Raw genomic sequence first — 18,415 nt, forward strand, 5'->3', positions numbered from 1 at the left:
AGGTTGGCCACCGGGTGGGAGGTGGTGTGGCGGGGGGTCCCCGCAGGGCGAGCAAGTCACCGGCAGAAAGCCGAAAAGCACACCTTTACGCCCGAGGAGACACCCCAGCGCGGCGCCGACCCCCACCACACAGCAACCCCACAACCACGGCCCGAGCCAAGAACCACGCGGCGCCAGCCGCGACGCACCGTCACCACACGCCGCGCCGCAGCCACCGACCCGCACCCGAACACGACGCCAAGCCACACGACGGCACCCCGCCAAACAGGGGCACAGAAATCAGCGCGGGACCCTACGGCACCCACCACACCGGCCAACCGTCCCGCGCGCAACACCCCCGTGAAGGGGCCACCCCGAAACGCCGAACAGCCCAGCGCAGCGCTACCGCTGGCGCAGATGGTCCCGCAGCGTGCGGGCCACGTGTGACATGAGGGCGTCCGCGCCGGGCTGGACGCCGGCCGGGACCAGTGACTCGGTGAGCACGGCGATGGCGAAGGTCTGGCCGTCGGAGTGCTCGACGGTGCCGATCTCGTGGCGCAGGTTCAGAAGGGTGCCGGTCTTGGACGACCAGGTGGTGGCGTCGGAGCTGAAGTCCGGGGCGAGCCGGTGCCGCACCATGTTGTTGCGCATGAGGTCGCGTACGCGCTCGGCCACCTCCGCGGGGATCTTCGACGGTGTCCACAGCGCCTGAAGCAGCTCGACGAAGGCACGCGCGCTGCCGGTGTTGGCCCGGGTGGTGTCGAGCTGTGGCACACGGTGACCGCGCCCGCTGGTGCCCGCGTCGATGGCGAGCGAGTGGGCGAGATGTGCCTGTCCCGCGTCGAAGCGTTCCACGGGTGTGTCGGACAGCTCGCGCATGCTGTGCCGTACGGTGATGCCGCGCAGCCCCAGCTCGGCCATGATGCCGGCGACCTGCGACGGCGGGGTGAGGCCGAAGAGCGCGTCGGAGGCCGTTCCGTCGCTCACGCAGGTGCTCAGGTAGAGCAGGTCGTCGATCGCGATCCGGGCGGGGTGGCGGAACCTGCTCAGCCCGGTGGGCCCCGGTGTGGTGATCCGGCCGGGCCGCACGTCGAGCGCGGTGGCTCCGTCCAGCTCGCCCCGTCGGATGCGCTCCACCGTCGCCAGCGCGAGCGGGACCTTGACCAGGGAGGCGGACGGAAGCTGGGTGTCCGGGTCGATGCCCAGCTCCTCACCCGTGTGCAGGTCCCGCACGAGCAGGCAGCCGCGCAGACCGCCGTCGCGCAGTTGTCCGCGTATGTCGTGCAGCAGTGTCTCGGTGTTCATACCGCGGCCCCTCCCCCGGTGCCGGAGCCGGTGCCCGCGGCTGCCGTCGTGTCGTCGTCCGCGCCGAGGCAGCGCGCGATGGCGTCGCCCAGGCGCCCTTCGATGTGCTGCGGGTTGCCCTCAGCCGCGGTGGCGAGGGCGAATCCGCGGCTGAGCGCGAGTTCGCCGACGGGCCGCCAGTGCAGGCCCAGTTCACCGGCCTGCGCGGGCGAGCACAGCAGCAGGTCGCCGCCGCACAGGACCTCGGCCGCCGCGGTCGTCAGATCGGCCGCGGCACCCAGTTGCGCGGGCCGCAGGCCCAACGCGTCGCGCAGCCGCGTCAACGGGTCCCGGATGTGCGGCACATCGTCCTCCGGCTGGATCCAGATGCGGCGGGCGGGACCGCTGGACGCGCGGCTCACCCGCAGCGTCTCCAGATAGACCCGCCGCACGCCCGGCTCTCGAGAACCGGCGAGCCCCAGCGGCACGGACCACGTCGCGTCGTCCGCGGGCACCGCGAGCAGCGCGGCGCGCACCTGCTGCGTGTGGACCAGCTCCATGCGCTGCGCCGGAGACGCGACGCGGAGGTCGAGCGTGACCCCGTGGCCCCGCGCCTCGGCGACGAGGCGGGCGCGGCCGGCCGTCGAGCAGATGCCGGGGACCGCGAGCCGCCACGGTTTGCGCTTGGCTGCCTCCGCCTCGTGCAGCAGCACATCGGCCGCCTGCACGAGCTGCCTCGCGGCGGGCAGCATGTCCCGGCCGAAGGGGGTGAGGACGGCCCGTCGCGAGGTGCGCTCGAACAGCTGCTCACCGAAGTGCTCCTCCAGCGCGGCGACGCGACGGCTGGCCACCGGCTGCGACATCCGCACGGCGGCGGCGCCGACGGTGAAACTGCCCCGTTCACTCACGCTGACGAACGCGCGACTCGCTCCTACCAGGTCCATGCGGGAAGCCTATGACGAATCCGCATGGAACCGCGCATGAGCGTATTGGACCGCATGACGGGCGGGGGCGAGAGTGATCCCGGCACTCTCGACCACCCGCCCGGGACGGGGCGGTGCCGCTCCGTCCCCGATGCGTCCTGCCCGTGTGCGGGACCGCCCTGGAGGTTTGGACCATGCAGTACAGGACCGTGCGGCACGCCCGTTTCCGGCGCTCCGTCCTCGGCGCGCTGGCCACGCTCGCCCTCGTCCCGCTCGTGGCCTGCGGCCAGGGCGACACCTCGGGATCGGGTGCGGGCTCGGAATCCGCCTCGCCGTCCTCGTCCTCGACCGCTTCCGCATCCGACTCCGCGTCGACGGGGTCGGACTCGGCCGTGAAGCCGTTCAGAGGCAAGTTCAAGAAGCTGGAGGGCACCTTCGACGCGCGGCTCGGCGTCTACGCCGTCGACACGGGCACCGGACGCGAGGTGGCCTACAACGACGGCGAGCGGTTCCCCTTCGCCTCCACGTTCAAGGCGCTGGCCGCGGGCGCCGTGCTGCGCGAGCACTCGGACGAGGAGATGGAGAAGGTCGTCACGTACTCCAAGGACGACCTGATCGCCAACTCCCCCATCACCGAGAAGCATGTCGAGAGCGGAATGACCCTGCGCGAGCTGTGCGACGCCGCCGTCCGCTACAGCGACAACGCCGCCGCCAATCTGCTCTTCGACGCGCTCGGCGGGCCCAAGGGCCTGGACGCCGTCCTCGAAGAACTCGGCGACGATGTCACGCGCATGGAGCGCCCCGAGCCCGACCTGAGCCGCTGGACCCCGGGCTCGACGAAGGACACGAGCACGCCGCGCGCGATGGCCGAGAGCCTGCGCACGTTCGTCCTCGGCGACGTCCTGAACAAGGGCGACCGCGCACAGCTCACGAAGTGGCTGCGCACCAACACCACCGGGGACGAACTCATCAGGGCCGGGGTGCCGAAGGGCTGGGTGGTCGGCGACAAGACCGGCAGCGGCAGCGGCTACGGGGCCCGCAACGACATCGCCGTGGTGTGGCCCGAGGACTCGGCGCCGATCGTCATGGCAGTGATGTCGAACCGCGACAAGGAGAGCGACGAGTTCGACAACAAGCTCATCGCGGAAGCGGCGACCGTGGTCACCGACTCGCTCTCGTAGCGTGAAGCACGCTGGGCCGACACTCGGGATCAGGATCCGCTGCGGGCGGTGTGCCCGCCCCCTGCCACTCGGCGAAGGGGGACGGGCACACCCGGCTCACGTCTCGTCGCTGACCTCGATGGCGGCCGCGGGGCAGACGGCCGCGGCCTCACGGACCGTGTCGTGCTGGTCCGAGGCGGGTTCGGGCTCCAGCAGGACGACGATGCCGTCGTCGTCGCGCTGGTCGAACACCTCCGGGGCGATCAGCACACACTGGCCAGCGCCGCAGCACTTGCCCTCGTCCACGGTGACCTTCATACGGTCTCCTTTCTCGGGGTCTCGGGGTCTCGGGGTGGGAGTGGGGATGGAGGTGGGAGAGAAGACGTCCGGCGCGCAACCGGCTCCGCGACGGGGAGACGACCACCGCACGGGCACCGGTCACCACACCGTCACCAGCGCACGGGCACCTTGCGCAGACCGCCGACGAGCAGCCCCTCCACGCGCTCCAACTCCTCGATGGGCACGGCCAGTTCGAGCGTGGGGAGCCTGCGCAGCAGCGTCTCCAGGACGACCTGGAGTTCGGTGCGGGCGAGCGCCTGGCCCAGACACGAGTGCGGTCCGGCCCCGAAGGTGAGGTGGGGGTTGGGGGTGCGGCCCAGGTCCATCTCGTCGGCACCGTCGAACACGTCCTCGTCGCGGTTCGCGGCGGGCATGCTACAGATCACGGTGGTGCCCTGCGGCAGCACCTCCCCACCCACCTCGACGTCCTCCGTCAGATAGCGCCGCAGCCCGAACCCGAGGTTGGCGTCAAACCGCAGGGACTCCTCCACCGCGTTGCGCACCAGCGACGGGTCGGCCAGCAGCCGCTCCCACCGGGTGCGGTCGGCCAGCAGCATGGAGACCATCTTGCCGATCATGTTGGCGGTGGTCTCGTGCCCGGCGACGAGCAGCGCCATCCCGGTGGCCAGCAGTTCCTCGTCGGACAGTCCCTGGCCCTCGCCCTCGCTCTCCTTGATCAGGGTGCTGAGGAGGTCGTCGGCGGGCTCGGCTCGCTTGTCGGCGATGTGCCCGGACATGTACTGGATGAACTCGATCTGCGCCGCGTCCGTCTCCTCCTTGGTGAAGCGGGTGAGGTTGAGGAACGCGTCGGACCAGTGCGAGAAGCGGTCACGGTCGGCGGCGGGCACACCCAGCATGTCGCAGATGACGTACACGGGCAGCGGGAAGCCCACACTGGCCTTGAGGTCTCCGGGCGCGCCCTGCTCGACCATGTCGTCGATGAGCTGTTCGGCGATCGCGGTCATCGAGGGGCGCAGCGCGGCCATGCGCTTGGCGGTGAACCACTTCCCCACCGCGCGGCGCCACCGCTGATGGGGCTCGCCCTTGTCGGGCACGGTCAGCGCCGAGCCGTTGGCGGCGACGGAACCGGCGCCCTCGGGGGCGACACGTGCCGCGTCGTCGTTGACGGCGGGGCGGGAGAAGCGGGGGTCGGCCAGCATGCTCCTGACGTGCTCGTGCCGGGTCAGCAGCGTGGCATGGTCACCGCTGGGCAGTTCGACGGTGGCCACGGGGCACTGCTGCCGCAGCCGTTCCCATTCGGCCGGGGGGTCCAACGGGCCTTCGTAGGGCAGCGGGTAGCGCACGGTCTGCTGGTTCTGACTCATGTGACATCTCCCTGGGGTGGTGTTTTCGCTGGACGGAAGGCGCCCCCCGTAGACGCCTGGCTGGTGCGTATGCGGCGGCCCCGGCCCGTCGGCCAAGGTGCGGCATGTGGGCGTGGGCGCGGTCCGTTGCCGCCGGGTGCCCCTCATCCGGCCGGTGAGGGGGCGGTCTCGGCCGCGGTGCCGGTGCCGGTGTCGGTGCCGGCGTCGCTCGGCGCGGCCGGGAGAAGCGCTGTGCGGCGCGGGATCGCCAGCGTGAGGAGGGCCGCCAGCACGGCGACGGCCGCGCTGATGACGAAGGCGACCCGGAAGCCGTCCTGAGTGGGGACGGTGTAGCCGCCGACGGTCGTGCTCAGCTGGGCGAGGACGACACCGACGATGGCGCTGGAGGCCGAGATCCCCACGGACCGCGTCAGGGAGTTGAAGCCGTTGGCCGCCGCGGTCTCGGAGCGTGGCACGGCCGCCATGATGATCGCGGGCATCGCTCCGTAGGCGAAGGCGACACCGACGCTGATGACGCAGCAGAAGACCAGGATGCCGGGGGCGCTGCCCATCAGGGGCAGCGCCAGCGCGTACCCGAGGGCGATGATCAGGGCTCCGGTCAGCAGCGAGGCACGGGGCCCGGAGTGTGCCGAGAGCTTCGCGCCGAGCGGCGAGAAGGCCATCATCACGAGTCCGGCGGGCGCCATCCACAGTCCCGCCGCGAGCATGGACTGGCCCAGGCCATAACCGAGTGCCTCGGGAAGCTGGAGGAGCTGAGGGGCGATCAGGGACTGCGCGTACATCGCGAATCCGACGACGACGGACGCGGTGTTGGTGAGCAGAACCGGACGGCGCGCTGTGGTGCGCAGGTCGACCAGCGGGTCGGTGGTGCGCAACTCGAACCAGCCCCAGCAGAGGAGCACGACGGCCGAGGCGGCGAAGAGGCCGAGGGTGGTGCCGCTGCCCCAGCCCCATTCGGCCCCCTTGGAGACCGCCAGCAGCAGGCAGACCAGACCGGCGGCGAGGCCCACGGCGCCCGGCACGTCGAAGCGGCCCCGTGCGACCGGGGGCACGTGCGGGACGCGGAGGGCGACGGCGAGGCCGACCAGCGCGCTGACACCGGCCGAGCCCCAGAAGAGCACGTGCCAGTCGGTGTTCTGCGCGATGGCGGCCGAGAGCGGCAGCCCGAGGGCGCCGCCGATCCCCAGCGACGAACTCATCAACGCAACGGACGTGCCCATGCGTTCGGGCGCGACGACGTCGCGCATGGTGCTGATGCCGAGCGGGACGATGCCCATGCCGATGCCCTGGAGGGCCCGGCCGATCACCATCGGGACGAGCGTGTCGGACACGGCGCAGACCAGGGAGCCGGCGACGAGCAGGCCGACGCAGATCAGCAGCAGGCGCCGTTTGCCGTGCAGATCGCCTAAGCGTCCGATGACGGGGGTGGCGACGGCTCCGGTGAGCAGGGTCGCGGTGATCACCCAGGAGGCGTTGGCGCTCGACGTGTGCAGCAGTCGGGGCAGTTCGCCGATCAGCGGGACCACGAGGGTCTGCATCAGGGAGGCCACGATGCCGGCTCCGGCCAGCACGGCCACTGTCGCTCCGGAACGCGCCGGGGGCGCGGAAGCTGTCATGAAGTGCACGCTACAGAGAAAGTGCACCATGCACAAAGAGTGCAGGATGCTCTCCTTGAGCATCCTGCACTTTGACGTACTGTGCAGGGGTACAGCCGCGTGACCGGAGGCGATCGGCATGGATGCGAAGCAGGCGAGCGAGCACATCGAGCGGGAGATGCTGATCCTGATGCGGCATCGCGAGATGACCTCACCGCGCCGCACCCGCGGGGGCGACGCCCTGGACCGCAGCGCCTATGTGCTGCTCAGCAGGCTGGAGGTCCAAGGACCCATGTCGATCGCGGACTTCGTCGACGCCTTCGGCCTGGCCGCCTCCACCTTCACCCGGCAGACCAACGCGCTGCTGCGCGCCGGGCTCGTGGAGCGGATGCTCGACCCGGAGGGCGGGGTGGCCCGCAAGTTCCGCGTCACACGCAAGGGCATGGAGCGCCTCGCCTCGGAGCGCGACGAGATCGTGACCGGGATGACCAAGGTGATCAGCGAGTGGCCGCCCGAGCGCCTGGCCAACTTCATCGCCGACCTCCAGCAGTTCAACACCGACATCGAACGCCTCACCGGCCGCCCCTGGCCACGCTGAGCACTCCGGCACACGTAGCTGATCCTCCGGCACACGTAGGCGTACGGCCACGTCCAGCCCCCCCTTACTCCGCACCCGTCAGTGAAAGGCCCCGCAATGTCACGGAGCACCCTCGTCGTCATCGGTACCGGAGGCATGGGACAGGCGGTGGCGCGGCGCATCGGCTCGGGGCACCGGCTCCTGCTGGCCGACCACGACACCGTCGCGCTCGACGCCGCGGCCGAGCGGCTGCGCGCCGAGGGGCACGAGGTGGCCACCCAGCCCGTCGACGTCTCCTCGCGCGAGGCGGTACACGCCCTCGCCGAGCGGGCCGCCGCGCTGGGCCCCGTCACCCGACTCGTGCACACCGCGGGACTCTCCCCCGTCCAGGCCGACATCAGGGCCGTGCTCGCCGTCGATCTGCTCGGGGTGGCCCTGGTGGTGGAGGAGTTCACGGAGGTCGTCCAGCCCGGCGGGGCCGGTGTCGTGATCGCCAGCATGGCCGGGTACAACTACACCGCCGCGCTCTCCCCCGAGCAGGAGGCCGCACTCGCCACCACCCCGGCCGACGAGCTGCTGGGGCTGCCCTTCGCCGCCGAGGACGCCTTCGCGCACAGCGGCGCCGCCTACTCCTTCGCCAAGCGCGCCAACCAGCTGCGCATGCGGCACGCCAGCGTCACCTGGGGTGCCAGGGGCGCACGTATCAACTCCGTCAGCCCGGGCATCATCGCGACCCCCATGGGCCAGGCGGAACTCGACAACAGCAGCTCGGGCCGGTACATGCGGGCAGCGCTGGAAGGGTCCAACGCGGGCCGCCTCGGCACTCCCGAGGACATCGCCCACGCCGTCGACTTCCTCCTCGGCCCCGCCGCCGGGTTCATCTCCGGCACCGATCTCCTCGTCGACGGAGGAGTCACCGCCGCCACCCAGGCGGGCCACATCGCCTTCACCTGACCGCAGCGCGTCCGGCTTCGTCGCGCACTGAGGGGACGCGACGGCGCCAGGCCGACGCGCCTCGGATCGACACACCCCGGATCGACGCGCCCAGCCCGGCGCCGCTCAGTCCGACACCATGTGGAGGAGCGCCGTGCCGTCCTCGCCGCCCGCCATCTGGATCACCACGGCGTCGGGCTGCGCGCTCGGCGGGTCGTCCCCCACTCCGCCGCACGAGTTGCCGGAGCCGTTCTCGCGGAGGACGGTGATGCAGCCCTGGCCCGTGCCGCTGGCCCCGCCCTCGGAACTGCCGCTGCCCGACTTCACCCTGTACTCGACCTTGTTCGGGCCGACCTCGGTCACGTTCAGCGTCGCCGGGCCGTCAGGCCCCTTGAAGGGGATCTTCACCGGATCGGACACCGCCACCTCGCAGTCGCCGTCAGCACAGGCGCCGGTGTCCCGTCCGTCCGCCGCCGAGACCGAGGGCTTCGGTGAGGTGGTGTGCTCCGCCGACGGGCTCTCCGAGGAGCGGGCCGAACCGGAGTCCGATCCGCGCCCCTCGTCCGCGGGTGCCCCGTCGGACTGCCCGGAGCCACCGCAGCCGACCGCCGTCACGGCGGTCAGCACCACCAGCACCGCGCCTGCTCCCAGCCGACGCGTACGCGCTCCGCGCGTCTCACACACTCCGCGTGCCGATGTCGTCGCGGCCATGCTGCTCCCCGGGTCCGGTATGCCTCGGTCCGTGCACTGTCCGGTGGCGAGCATTCCCCCGTCCCCCTCTTCCACTCCTGTCCCGGTACGCGGCACGCGGTACGGCCGTACGCGTGTCACGGCCGGGCACGGGTGACGCGGCCCTGCCGTGACACGGCGCTCAGGACCGGTGGCCCCCGGCGCGGCGTACCGACCCGATGCGTGGTCCGTCGAGCCCGCTGTCCGCGAACTTCCGGGCCACGGCGCGCAGGACACCCCCCATGGCCTGCGCCGTGGGAGTCACGGCACGTGACCTGGCGCGGGCCAGCAGCACGCGGCGCACGGGAGCCGGTGTGTCGCCGCCCAGTGGCAGCAGCCGCACGTCGCTGCGGCGGCTGGTGAGCGCGAGGCGCGGGGCCAGGGCGATGCCGAGCCCGGCGGCGACCATGGCCTGTGCCTCCTGGTAGTCGTGCGACTCGTAGGCGATGCGCGGTTCGAACCCGGCCTGGTGGCAACTGCGGCGCAGGACGTCGGCGACGGGGTGGTTGTCGGCCCTGATGATCCACTCCGCTTCGGCCAGCTCTTCGAGGGCGACACGCGGGTGTCCGAGCAGGGGTGAGTCTGCGGGCACGACGAGCACGGTGGGATCGTCAAGAAGGTGGGTGAGGACGAGCGCGTCGTCGTCGATCCGATTCCACTCGTACTGCCACAGCAGGGCCGTCTCCACCTCGCCCGTGTGCAGCATCTCCTGCAACCTGGCCAGGACCCCGGCCCGTACGACGGTCCGCACACCGGGGTGGCGCCGCCGGAACCGGGTCAGCGCCGGAGGCAGCAGCGAAGCACTCGCCGTGGGGAAGGAACCCAGCCGCAGTGTGCCCCGTTCGACGTGCGCGAAGGCGTCCAAGTCACCCTCGGCGGCGCGCAGTTCGCGCCGGATGACCCGGCCGCGCTCGGCCAGCGCCTCCCCCGCCGCCGTCGTGCGCACACCGCGCGGCAACCGTTCGATCAGCGGCTGCCCCGACTCGCGCTCGAAGAGGGACATCTGCTGCGAAGCGGCGGACGTCGTCATGCCCATCGCCTCGGCGGCAGCGGTCAGCGAGCCGCGCTCGGCGGCCTCCGTCAGCAGCAGCAGTCGACGCACGTTCAGCACACCGCGAGTTTAGCCGGTCTAAACCCACCTGAAGAAAGCAGCCATTGTGCCCAACCCGTGCCTCTGCGAAGGTCGTCGCACCGTCCGGCACTTCACCCGGACGACACACCCGCGTAACCCGCGCTCACCGCGCAGCACAGGAAGAACTCTGCACACGTGCACACTCCCGCGACTCTGGTACGTGGCGGCACCAGCAAGTGCTGGCTGTTCAGCCAGGTTCACGTCCCCACCGACCGCACCGCCCTGGAACAGATCCTGGTGGGCGCCTACGGTTCCGCCGACCCGGTCGAACTGGACGGTGTGGGCGGAGCCACCCCGACCACCTCCAAGGCGGCGGTCGTCTCCGTGTCCCCCGCTGACGGGATCGACGTCGACTACCTCTTCGCGCAGGTCGGCATCGGCACCGGCACCGTGGAGTGGGGCAGCAACTGCGGCAACTGCGCGACGGGTGTCGCCCTGTACGCGGTCGCCAAGGGGCTGGTGCCCCTCTCCGGCGACCGGACACGTGTCGTCATGCGCAACACCAACACCGGCGCCGTGCTCGAAGGCATCGTGGACACCACCGGCGGCCGGGTCAGGGAGTTCGGCGAACAGACGGTGCCCGGCACCCGGGCCGGTGGCGTCGCGGTCGGCCTCACCTTCCTGCGGCCTGCCGGACGCTCGACGGGTGCCCTCCTGCCCACCGGCTCGGCGGCCCAGTACCTGACGGTGGACGGCATCGCGGGCGCCACCATGGGCGCCACCCCCGCCCCACGGGTCAGCATGGTCGACGCGGGCGCACCCGTCGTCCTCGTCGACGCCGAACGGGCCGGACGCACCGGGGCCGAGACCCTTGAGCAGGTGCGCGATGACGTGCCGTGGCTGCGCGCCGTGCGGCACACCGCCGCACCCCTGATGGGTCTCGTCACGCCGGGCGGGGAGCCGGGTGACGCGGTCCCGAAGGTCGGCCTGGTGGGCCGTCCAGCGCCCTACGTCACCACGCTCGGGGAACACGTCCGCGCGCGGGACTACGACCTCTCGGTGCGCATGCTCTCGATGAACTCCCCGCATCCTGTCATCGGTCTCACCTCCGCCGTCGCCGTGTCCGCCGCGGCCCGTATCGACGGTTCCGTGGTCGCCGACGCCGCCACCGCCACCGCGCACGGCGGCGAGCACGACGACGAGCACGGTGAAGAGTGGCTGCGCATCGGCACCCCCGCGGGTGTCGTCGCGGTCCGCTGCACGGGCGGCACCCCGCACCACCCCGAGCGGGTCACCGTCCAGCGCGCGGCACGCATCCTCGCCGACGCCCGCATCTACGTACCCGAACACGGAGCGGTCACCGCCGCCTGACCCCGTCCCGGCCCCGTCCCGCCTCTGTGCCGACGAGGCACCCCCGCCCGCTCCCTTCCGCTCCGAGGACAATGATGTCTGCTGAAGTGATCTCCATAGGCGCACTGCTCGTGATGTTCGTCGTCGGCACCGTGTTGCCGATCAACCTCGGCATTCTCGCGTTCGTCGCCACCTTCGCCGTCGGTACCGCCTCCCTGGGCCTCACCGAGGACGAGATCTTCGAGGGTTTCCCCGCCGACCTCTTCGTCACCATCGTCGGCGTCACCTATCTGTTCTCCATCGCGCGGCGCAACGGCACCATCGATCTGCTCGTCGCGGCGGGGGTCCGGCTGGTGGGTGGCAGGATCGCCCTGCTGCCCTGGGTGCTGTTCCTCGTCGCGGCCCTGCTGACGGCCTTCGGCACCTTCACCCCCGCCGCCGTGGCCATCCTCGTGCCGATCGGCATGAACTTCGCCCACCGCTACGGCATCAACCCGCTCGTGACCGGGATGATGGTGATCAGCGGGGCCCACGCGGGCGCGTTCTCGCCCATCGCCGTCTCGGGCGCGCTCGTCCTCGGCATGGTCGACGACTCCCAGCTCCACGTGGCACCCGTGACCCTGTTCGCCGCCAGCTTCGCGATCAACTTCGCGCTGTCGCTGCTGACGTTCCTGCTGCTGCGCAACCGGCCCGCGCCCCTGGCCGAGGCGTCCGCCGAGCAGTCCGAAGCGAGCGCCCCCGAATCCACCGGCGCCCCCGACTGGCGCCAGTGGCTCACCCTCGCCTGCCTCGTGGCCCTCGTCGTCGGCGCGCTCGCCTTCCAGTTGGAGATCGGGTTCCTCGCGCTCGGCGCCGGTGCGCTGCTCGCCCTCGTCGACATGAAGCGCCAGGAGAAGGCGGTCGAGGGCATCAGCTGGTCCACGATGCTGCTGGTCGCGGGCATGATGACGTACATCGCGATGCTGGAGAAGGCCGGGGTGATCGAGGAGATCTCGGAGCACGCGGCCAGGATCGGGGTTCCCGTGGTGGTGGCCCTGCTGCTCTGCTTCACCGTCGCGGTCACCTCGGCGTTCGCCTCGTCCACCGCGATCCTCACCGCCATCATCCCGATCGCGGTGCCCCTGCTCATCTCCAGCAACCTCAGCGCGGCGGGGCTCGTCGCCGCGCTGGCGGTGTGCGCGACGATCGTGGACACCTCCCCGTTCTCCACCAACGGTGCCCTCGTCCTGAGCAACGCCCGCGGTGTCGACAGCCGCCGCTTCTACCGGCAGGTCATCAGCTATACGGGCGGCATCGTCACCCTCGGCCCGGTCGTGGCCTGGGGCGCGCTGGTGCTCCCCTGGTCATGACCGGGCCCGAGTGGTCAAGGCACAGAAAGCGCCGCTGAGATCAATCTTGCTCGCGTCCGCCTGCCGCGAGGGCGCTTCGGGCAGGCGGAACGTCGGCTACCGGTGCGCGGCCAGGAACGGCAGGACCGCGTCGGCCATCTCGTCGGGCACCTCCTCCGCGAGGTCGTGGCCCGCGTCGAAGACGTGTCCGGTGACGTCGTGGGCCACGAGCCGCGCCTGCTCCGCGTTGCGTTCGCCGATGAAGGCGGAGCCCCCGAGCGCCAGGACGGGGATGTCCAGCTTCTTGCGGGCGGCCTGCCGGTTCTGTTCGGCGTCGGTGAGCATCGCCCGGTAGACGGCGAGCATCGCGCGGATGCCGCCGGGCATGGAGTAGCAGCGCACGTACTCCTCAATGGCGTCGGGGGTGGCGGTGTCGGGGCGGCTGCGCTCGTTCTTGATCATGTAGGTGATCAGTTCGCGTTCGTGCCCGGCGATCAGCATCTCCGGGACGTCGGGCTGGAAGTAGAAGCCCAGGTGCCACAGATGCATGCCGGTGGAGACGTTCTCGGAGGTGAGGGCGGTGTGGTCCTCGAAGCCGAAGCCGGGGAACAGGGCTTCGGTGAAGACCAGGGAGGTGGCGTGGTCGCGGTGGCGGGCGGCGAGCTGGTAGCCGATCACCGCACCCCAGTCCTCGCCGATCACGGCGTAGGTCTCGTGCCCGAGGCGTGTCATCAGCTCGGCGATGTCGTCGCTCATCGTCGCGGAGTCGTAGCCGTCCGCCGGCCGCGCCGAGTCGCCGAGACCGCGCAGGTCCGGCACGACGACGGTGTAGTGGGGCGTCAGCTTCGGGACGAGGTGGCGCCAGTGGTAGCCGGTCTTGGGCACGCCGTGCAGCAGCACCACCGCGGGGCCGGACCCGCCCGTCCGGTAGTGCAGGCTCGTTCCGTTGACAGCGGCACGGCCTGTACGCAGGGGCATTTCGGTGTGGTCGTACATCATGACGGGGCACTCCATTTCTTTATCGAACGTTACAGATTCGGGGCATGAGAAACGCCGTCGACCCAGGACCGCGAGGACCCCTCAGTCGAGAGCGGTCAACGCGACCCCCACGAGGGGTTCGAGGGCGGGCAGGTCCGGCGTGACCTTGGAGGAGACGAGCAGCCCGTTGAGGAAGGTGACCAGGAACGCGGCGACCGTGTGCGGGTCGTGCCGCGCCGCGATCTCGCCCCGGTCCATCGCGGCCCGCAGCACCTCGGTCAACGCCTCCCTGGTGGCGTCCTGCATATCGCGCACGGTGCGCAGGGTCGCCGCATCCTCGGGCAGCCGCTCGCAGACGGCGTTGACCGCCAGGCAGCCCTGACCGCCGCGCTCGACGGCGATGCGGATCCGCTCCGTCAGCAGCGTACGGATCGCCGAGCGGGCGTCCGCCCCCTCCTCCAGGCCGCGCAGCGCTGATGCCGCGAGGGTGGTGCGGTAGTGCTCCAGCGCGGCCCGGTACAGGCCGTCCTTGCCGCCGAACGCGGCATACAGGGAGCCCTGCCCGATCCCCAGATGCTGGGTCAGATCGCGCACCGAGGTCGCCTCGTAGCCGCGCGTCCAGAACAGCTCCATGGCGCGGCTCACCGCCGCCTCGGTGTCAAACTCACGCGTCCTCGCCATGCGCTCACCGTAGACTATCTGGAACGTACGATCAAGAAAGAGATGCTCTTGTGCGTGCCCTCCTCATGTCCGCGCTCGGTGTTTCCGAACTTGCTGTTTCCGAAAAAGCCAGGGCCTCCTCCGGAGGGAACGCGACGAACGCCGCCGCGAGCGCTATCTCGTGGACGACGACATCTGGTACCAGTCGATGATCGCCACCGTCCGGGACAACGCCAAGATCTCCGAGACCGCCCGGCAGGGTGTCGTCATCCTCGGCCCCGACACTCCTGCCGGCGTCCGCCTGGAGAACATCGCCCGCTTCGTCGACTTCATAGGCGAGAGCATCGCCCCCGCCGCCGAGGAGGCCCGCGAGATCTTCTCCACGCGGCCCGAACCGGCCTCGGGCGACACGGCCACGCCACGCCCGGAGCGCGAATAGCCGCACGCGACGTCCGGAGCGCGAACAGGCGGCCGTCCCCCCACGCCCCCGTACCGCCGGATTAGCGGGCGCCCGCGTATTCGGGGAGGCCGAGCGCCGTGGTGGCCGCCTGCCGGTGGTCGTCCAACACACCGGAGGGATTCCGCAGGGCCTCGTCACGCAGAGCCAGTTCCTCGGCGGTGGAGGGCAGGAGGTGGGCGCCCCCGTCGGTGGCGAGCGCCTGGTTCAGCTCCACGAACCCCCGCGTCCGCTCCTCGTAGGCCGCGAAGGCCGCCGAGTGACCGTCATGGGAGGCCAGTTCACCGGCGAGGACATAGGCGCCGACCAGCGCGAGGCTCGACCCCTGCCCCGAGAGGAACGACGGGGCGTGCGCCGCGTCACCGACGAGCGCGACGCGCCCAGCGGACCAGCCGGGCATGCGTATCTGGCTGACGACGTCGAAGAACAGGTCATCGGCAGCACGCATGGCGGCCACCATGCGCGGGATCTCCCACGCGTCCTCGGCGAAGACCGACGCGACGAGGTCCCGCTGCGCCGCAGGCTCGCGGAAGGCGTCGAGGGGCGGCTCGGCGCGGGCGAAGTCGAGGAAGGCGTGCACCTCGTCGCTCTCGCCGACGGCGTAGAGGATCGCGGCCCTGCCGGGGACGTTCCACACCAGGGCCTCGTGCGCGAGCCCGAAGTGGTTGGGCATCGTGAACCCGGCGAAGCAGCTTCCGAGGTAGCGGTGGTACCGCTCCTCGGGGCCGAAGACCAGGCCCCTGGTGCGGGAGTGGAGCCCGTCGGCACCGATGACCAGGTCGAAGGTGCGCCGCTCACCGCCCTGGAACGTCACGTCCACACCGGCCTCGTGGTCCTGGAGGGTGTCGATGGAATCGCCGAAGAGGAACTCGACGTCATGGCGTACGGCTCCGTAGAGCGCGTCGGCGAGATCCCCCCGGCGCACTTCGATGTCCCGCCCCTCGACGCCACCGGTGATGTCCTCGGGCTTGACGGAGGCCACCGGGCCGCCGTCAGGCCCGAGGAAGGTGATCTTGCGGCTGTCGACATGCGCGTCCTGGAGCCGGGGCAGCAGGCCCATGCGCGTGACCACGTCCAGCGCGGTGCCGCGGACGTCGATGGGATAGCCGCCCGCGCGTACCGCGTCGGCCTTCTCCACGACGGTGACCTCGAAGCCGTACCGGTGGAGCCAGTAGGCGAGCGCGGGCCCGGCGATGCTGGCGCCGGAGATCAGGACGGTGCGTCCTCGCTTGGTGCTCATGACCGCTCCTTCCCTGGTCAGGGCGGCGACCCCAACCAGATACGTAATTTAGGTATCTTTGTTGCAGGCGTGACGAGCCCAGGCGTGATGGAGCATGGACGTCCGCACCCGACGAGAACAACTATATACCTAACTTAGGTATCCAACGAGGAGCGAGATGGATTCGCAGCAGCCGGACGACACGGCCGCCGCCGCGCAGGACCCCGCACGGGACGCCGCGCGCGAAGAGCGCGAGGGTGGGGACGAGGGAGGGGGCAAGGCGGATGTCCTGGCCGTGCTCCCCCGGCTGACGCAGGTCAGCAACGTGCTCAACCGCGGCCGGCTGCTCGAACGCGCCATGGAGACCGCCGCGATCCACGTGGACCGTCCGGCGATGTCGGTGCTCCTCTCGCTGCACATGGCAAACGGGCCGCTGCGGGTCGGCGAGATCGCCGAGCGGATGAATGTCGTGGGCCCGCACATCACCCGTCAGGTCAACGAGCTTGAGCGGCGTGGACTGGTCGTACGGGTCACCGATCCGCACGACCAGCGGGCCCGTCTCATCGAGGCGACCCCGGAGGGCGCGGCAGCGGCCGACCGCTATATGAGCACCGTCATCGGATGGTTCACCGACGCCCTCGCGGACTGGCCCCAGCAGGACCGCCGGGACTTCGGCCGCCTCCTCGGCCGCTTCGCCGACGACCTCACGGCACACCTCGCGGCCCTCGACGAGCAGTCGGCCTCCGGCTGAGAGCCCGGCCGACTCCGGCCCCTGCGGTCCCTACGGCCGAGCCTGGCCCCTGCCCGTCAGCCGACGCGCCGGACCGGCTCCGCTCCGGTCCGGGTCAGAAAGTCGGTGAGCGCTTCCGCGAGGCGTTCGGGCTGGTCCTCGGGGACGAGGGTGGACGAGTCGCTGATCTCGACCAGCCGGCCCCGTGGGTACAGCTCGGCCAGCCGGGGCCCATGCTCCCGGGGCATCAGCCTGTCCTCGGTGGCCCAGACGACCAGCACCGGACGGTCGAACTCGCGCAGCCGCTCGCTCCAGGCCAGCAGGGTGCGGCGGTCGGGCGCGGAGACGGCGAACTTGGCGAAGTCCCGGCGAATGGCCTTGCTGCGGCTCGCGGGAGCGAACCAGTCGTCCATGATCTCGTCGGGGATCCCGCGCAGGCTCATCCCGCCGTATCCGTTGCGGTTGTTCCGGAACCACGGGACACGCATGAGCCCCGTCAGCAGCCGGACGGCGCCGGGAACCCTGCATATCAGAGCCATCGCCTTCGCCGGTCCCGGAGGGAAGTTGTCGAACGCCTCGCAGGCCACCAGCACCAGCCGGGCGACCCGCTGGGCCTTCCCTTCCGACACCAGGAACTGGCCGCCGCCCCAGTCGTTGAGGACGAGGGTCACGTCCCGCAGGCCCAGGTGCTCGATGAACTCGCCCAGGAGCAGCGCGACACCGCGCTGGGAGAGGTCGGCGTCCGGGTGCATCGGCCGACGGTGGCCGCCCAGGGGCAATGTGGGCAGCACGCAGCGGTACCCGTCCAGCAGGGGGACCACCTTGCGCCACTGCGTCTCGTTCATCGGCATACCGTGGCCGAACACCAGCACCGGCCCGTCACCACCGGTGTCCTGATAGCTGATCGGTCCTGCGGAGAGTTCGACCTCCGGCATGGCACCACCCTTTCCCTCAGCGCAAGGATGTCAGGTAGTCGCGAAGGGCGCGGTGGGTTTGTTCGGAACTCCAGATCTCCAGCACGCGGGGGTCTTCCGACGGCCGGGCGGCGTCGATGCGTTCGCGCGCCGGCCGGTGGAGCTGCCGCTTGGAGAAGGCGTACACCTCGGGCGGGACGGCGCACAGTCCGTCGGCGCGGCGCAGTGCCGTCGCGAGCAGTTCGCCGGGCCCGACGACCTCGTGGACCAGGCCGATCGCGGCGGCCGGGCGGGGCGCCAGCCGGCCGGCGCCGAGCACCATCGTGTCCAGTGCCGGGCCGACGGCGTGGCGCATGATCTCCAGGGGCACCGTGGGGAACGGCACGCCCGCGGCCAGCTCGGAGAGCCCGATGGTGCCGTCCGACATCAGCCGGGTGTCGCACGCCGCTGCCAGCACGCACCCGCCGGCCAGGGCGTGGCCGTTGACGGCGGCGACGACCGGCCTGGGGTGCCCGAACAGGGTGAGCATCGCGTGGCTCAGGGCCGGGAGGAACTCCTCGACGTACCGGGGTCCTCCGGCGACGATCCGCTTGAGGTCCACGCCCGCGGAGAAGGAGTGCCCGCTGCCTGTCAGCACGACGGCGCGGGCTTCGGCCACGGCCGACAGTGCGTCGGGGAGGGCGAGAAGCAGCTCCAGGTCCAGCGCGTTCACCGGTCCGTGACGCATCGTCAGGACGGCGACGCCGTCGCGCTCGGATGTCTCCATCACACGGTCATGCTGGCGCGTGCGAGGGCGGCACGCCAGGGAGGTTTCAGGTCACCGCGACGGGCCGGGCACACCAGCCACGCGGCGGAGGTGGCGG

The 18,415-nt window shown here is 71.2% G+C and carries 18 protein-coding genes and 1 pseudogene; 7 read left to right on the plus strand and 12 right to left on the minus strand.

Annotated elements, in window-relative coordinates; all coding sequences use genetic code 11:
• Window positions 1–381 precede the first annotated feature (381 nt).
• Complete coding sequence (locus ACWGJ2_RS22850) at window positions 382–1,284, minus strand: serine hydrolase (protein ID WP_453348023.1); 903 nt, start codon at window positions 1,282–1,284, stop codon at window positions 382–384.
• Window positions 1,281–2,207 carry a LysR family transcriptional regulator gene (locus tag ACWGJ2_RS22855; RefSeq protein WP_453348024.1) on the minus strand — a complete coding sequence of 309 codons (927 nt, stop codon included), beginning with the start codon at window positions 2,205–2,207 and terminating at the stop codon, window positions 1,281–1,283. Before ACWGJ2_RS22855 ends, ACWGJ2_RS22850 begins: the two co-directional genes overlap by 4 nt.
• Before the next feature lie 188 nt (window positions 2,208–2,395).
• On the opposite strand from ACWGJ2_RS22855, the gene bla reads away from it, so the two are divergent.
• Window positions 2,396–3,367 carry a class A beta-lactamase gene (bla, locus tag ACWGJ2_RS22860; RefSeq protein ID WP_453348113.1) on the plus strand — a complete coding sequence of 324 codons (972 nt, stop codon included), beginning with the start codon at window positions 2,396–2,398 and terminating at the stop codon, window positions 3,365–3,367.
• Between the two features lie 96 nt (window positions 3,368–3,463).
• Here the strand turns inward: bla and ACWGJ2_RS22865 are convergent, their stop codons facing one another.
• The 3 genes from ACWGJ2_RS22865 to ACWGJ2_RS22875 all read right to left on the minus strand — a co-directional run bounded on the left by ACWGJ2_RS22865 (window position 3,464) and on the right by ACWGJ2_RS22875 (window position 6,626).
• Window positions 3,464–3,664, minus strand: a complete 201-nt coding sequence (locus ACWGJ2_RS22865; protein ID WP_453348025.1) for a ferredoxin — start codon at window positions 3,662–3,664, stop codon at window positions 3,464–3,466.
• Window positions 3,665–3,795: 131 nt separating this feature from the next.
• On the minus strand, window positions 3,796–5,010 hold the full coding sequence (locus ACWGJ2_RS22870; protein WP_453348026.1) for a cytochrome P450: 1,215 nt from the start codon (window positions 5,008–5,010) through the stop codon (window positions 3,796–3,798).
• A gap of 143 nt (window positions 5,011–5,153) precedes the next feature.
• Window positions 5,154–6,626 carry an MFS transporter gene (locus tag ACWGJ2_RS22875; protein ID WP_453348027.1) on the minus strand — a complete coding sequence of 491 codons (1,473 nt, stop codon included), beginning with the start codon at window positions 6,624–6,626 and terminating at the stop codon, window positions 5,154–5,156.
• 118 nt (window positions 6,627–6,744) lie between these two features.
• Between ACWGJ2_RS22875 and ACWGJ2_RS22880 the strand changes: the two genes are divergently transcribed.
• Window positions 6,745–7,203, plus strand: coding sequence for a MarR family winged helix-turn-helix transcriptional regulator (locus ACWGJ2_RS22880; RefSeq protein ID WP_453348028.1), 459 nt, complete (start codon window positions 6,745–6,747; stop codon window positions 7,201–7,203).
• A 96-nt stretch (window positions 7,204–7,299) separates the two neighbouring features.
• Window positions 7,300–8,136 carry an SDR family oxidoreductase gene (locus ACWGJ2_RS22885; protein ID WP_453348029.1) on the plus strand — a complete coding sequence of 279 codons (837 nt, stop codon included), beginning with the start codon at window positions 7,300–7,302 and terminating at the stop codon, window positions 8,134–8,136.
• 105 nt (window positions 8,137–8,241) lie between these two features.
• On the opposite strand, the gene ACWGJ2_RS22890 is transcribed toward ACWGJ2_RS22885, so the two are convergent.
• Window positions 8,242–8,826 carry a hypothetical protein gene (locus ACWGJ2_RS22890; protein WP_453348030.1) on the minus strand — a complete coding sequence of 195 codons (585 nt, stop codon included), beginning with the start codon at window positions 8,824–8,826 and terminating at the stop codon, window positions 8,242–8,244.
• Window positions 8,827–8,986: 160 nt separating this feature from the next.
• Window positions 8,987–9,955, minus strand: coding sequence for a LysR family transcriptional regulator (locus tag ACWGJ2_RS22895; protein ID WP_453348031.1), 969 nt, complete (start codon window positions 9,953–9,955; stop codon window positions 8,987–8,989).
• A gap of 156 nt (window positions 9,956–10,111) precedes the next feature.
• Here ACWGJ2_RS22895 and ACWGJ2_RS22900 point away from each other — a divergent pair, with 156 nt between their 5' ends.
• Both ACWGJ2_RS22900 and ACWGJ2_RS22905 read left to right on the plus strand, forming a co-directional pair.
• Window positions 10,112–11,287, plus strand: coding sequence for a PrpF domain-containing protein (locus ACWGJ2_RS22900; protein WP_453348032.1), 1,176 nt, complete (start codon window positions 10,112–10,114; stop codon window positions 11,285–11,287).
• Between the two features lie 74 nt (window positions 11,288–11,361).
• Window positions 11,362–12,615, plus strand: a complete 1,254-nt coding sequence (locus ACWGJ2_RS22905) for an SLC13 family permease (RefSeq protein ID WP_453348033.1) — start codon at window positions 11,362–11,364, stop codon at window positions 12,613–12,615.
• Window positions 12,616–12,711: 96 nt separating this feature from the next.
• Here ACWGJ2_RS22905 and ACWGJ2_RS22910 read toward each other — a convergent pair whose 3' ends face one another.
• Together ACWGJ2_RS22910 and ACWGJ2_RS22915 are read right to left on the minus strand one after the other, a co-directional pair.
• A complete protein-coding gene (locus ACWGJ2_RS22910; RefSeq protein WP_453348034.1) occupies window positions 12,712–13,593 on the minus strand; it encodes an alpha/beta fold hydrolase in 882 nt (293 codons plus the stop codon).
• 81 nt (window positions 13,594–13,674) lie between these two features.
• Complete coding sequence (locus tag ACWGJ2_RS22915) at window positions 13,675–14,253, minus strand: TetR/AcrR family transcriptional regulator (RefSeq protein ID WP_453348035.1); 579 nt, start codon at window positions 14,251–14,253, stop codon at window positions 13,675–13,677.
• 85 nt (window positions 14,254–14,338) lie between these two features.
• Between ACWGJ2_RS22915 and ACWGJ2_RS22920 the strand changes: the two are divergent.
• Window positions 14,339–14,671: pseudogene (locus tag ACWGJ2_RS22920) on the plus strand (MarR family transcriptional regulator); the annotation flags it as partial.
• 61 nt (window positions 14,672–14,732) lie between these two features.
• Here the strand turns inward: ACWGJ2_RS22920 and ACWGJ2_RS22925 are convergent.
• Complete coding sequence (locus ACWGJ2_RS22925; RefSeq protein ID WP_453348036.1) at window positions 14,733–15,929, minus strand: FAD-dependent monooxygenase; 1,197 nt, start codon at window positions 15,927–15,929, stop codon at window positions 14,733–14,735.
• Window positions 15,930–16,086: 157 nt separating this feature from the next.
• On the opposite strand from ACWGJ2_RS22925, the gene ACWGJ2_RS22930 reads away from it, so the two are divergent.
• Window positions 16,087–16,659: a MarR family winged helix-turn-helix transcriptional regulator gene (locus ACWGJ2_RS22930; protein WP_453348037.1), complete on the plus strand. Its 573-nt coding sequence runs from the start codon at window positions 16,087–16,089 to the stop codon at window positions 16,657–16,659.
• Between the two features lie 56 nt (window positions 16,660–16,715).
• On the opposite strand, the gene ACWGJ2_RS22935 is transcribed toward ACWGJ2_RS22930, so the two are convergent.
• Both ACWGJ2_RS22935 and ACWGJ2_RS22940 read right to left on the minus strand, forming a co-directional pair.
• On the minus strand, window positions 16,716–17,573 hold the full coding sequence (locus tag ACWGJ2_RS22935; RefSeq protein WP_453348038.1) for an alpha/beta fold hydrolase: 858 nt from the start codon (window positions 17,571–17,573) through the stop codon (window positions 16,716–16,718).
• Between the two features lie 16 nt (window positions 17,574–17,589).
• Window positions 17,590–18,318, minus strand: a complete 729-nt coding sequence (locus ACWGJ2_RS22940) for an enoyl-CoA hydratase/isomerase family protein (protein ID WP_453348114.1) — start codon at window positions 18,316–18,318, stop codon at window positions 17,590–17,592.
• Window positions 18,319–18,415 lie beyond the last annotated feature (97 nt).

This window comes from Streptomyces sp. NPDC054796 (assembly GCF_053611545.1).

What these genes read in the sequence shown, in the direction of transcription:
- ACWGJ2_RS22855 (WP_453348024.1), bottom strand. Translation starts at nt 2,207, where the DNA reads ATGGACCTGGTAGGAGCGAGTCGCGCGTTCGTCAGCGTGAGTGAACGG.
- ACWGJ2_RS22880 (WP_453348028.1), top strand. Translation starts at nt 6,745, where the DNA reads ATGGATGCGAAGCAGGCGAGCGAGCACATCGAGCGGGAGATGCTGATC.
- ACWGJ2_RS22875 (WP_453348027.1), bottom strand. Translation starts at nt 6,626, where the DNA reads ATGACAGCTTCCGCGCCCCCGGCGCGTTCCGGAGCGACAGTGGCCGTG.
- ACWGJ2_RS22930 (WP_453348037.1), top strand. Translation starts at nt 16,087, where the DNA reads ATGGATTCGCAGCAGCCGGACGACACGGCCGCCGCCGCGCAGGACCCC.
- ACWGJ2_RS22940 (WP_453348114.1), bottom strand. Translation starts at nt 18,318, where the DNA reads ATGGAGACATCCGAGCGCGACGGCGTCGCCGTCCTGACGATGCGTCAC.
- ACWGJ2_RS22850 (WP_453348023.1), bottom strand. Translation starts at nt 1,284, where the DNA reads ATGAACACCGAGACACTGCTGCACGACATACGCGGACAACTGCGCGAC.
- ACWGJ2_RS22935 (WP_453348038.1), bottom strand. Translation starts at nt 17,573, where the DNA reads ATGCCGGAGGTCGAACTCTCCGCAGGACCGATCAGCTATCAGGACACC.
- ACWGJ2_RS22925 (WP_453348036.1), bottom strand. Translation starts at nt 15,929, where the DNA reads ATGAGCACCAAGCGAGGACGCACCGTCCTGATCTCCGGCGCCAGCATC.
- ACWGJ2_RS22865 (WP_453348025.1), bottom strand. Translation starts at nt 3,664, where the DNA reads ATGAAGGTCACCGTGGACGAGGGCAAGTGCTGCGGCGCTGGCCAGTGT.
- ACWGJ2_RS22915 (WP_453348035.1), bottom strand. Translation starts at nt 14,253, where the DNA reads ATGGCGAGGACGCGTGAGTTTGACACCGAGGCGGCGGTGAGCCGCGCC.
- ACWGJ2_RS22890 (WP_453348030.1), bottom strand. Translation starts at nt 8,826, where the DNA reads ATGGCCGCGACGACATCGGCACGCGGAGTGTGTGAGACGCGCGGAGCG.
- ACWGJ2_RS22870 (WP_453348026.1), bottom strand. Translation starts at nt 5,010, where the DNA reads ATGAGTCAGAACCAGCAGACCGTGCGCTACCCGCTGCCCTACGAAGGC.
- ACWGJ2_RS22910 (WP_453348034.1), bottom strand. Translation starts at nt 13,593, where the DNA reads ATGATGTACGACCACACCGAAATGCCCCTGCGTACAGGCCGTGCCGCT.
- ACWGJ2_RS22905 (WP_453348033.1), top strand. Translation starts at nt 11,362, where the DNA reads ATGTCTGCTGAAGTGATCTCCATAGGCGCACTGCTCGTGATGTTCGTC.
- ACWGJ2_RS22885 (WP_453348029.1), top strand. Translation starts at nt 7,300, where the DNA reads ATGTCACGGAGCACCCTCGTCGTCATCGGTACCGGAGGCATGGGACAG.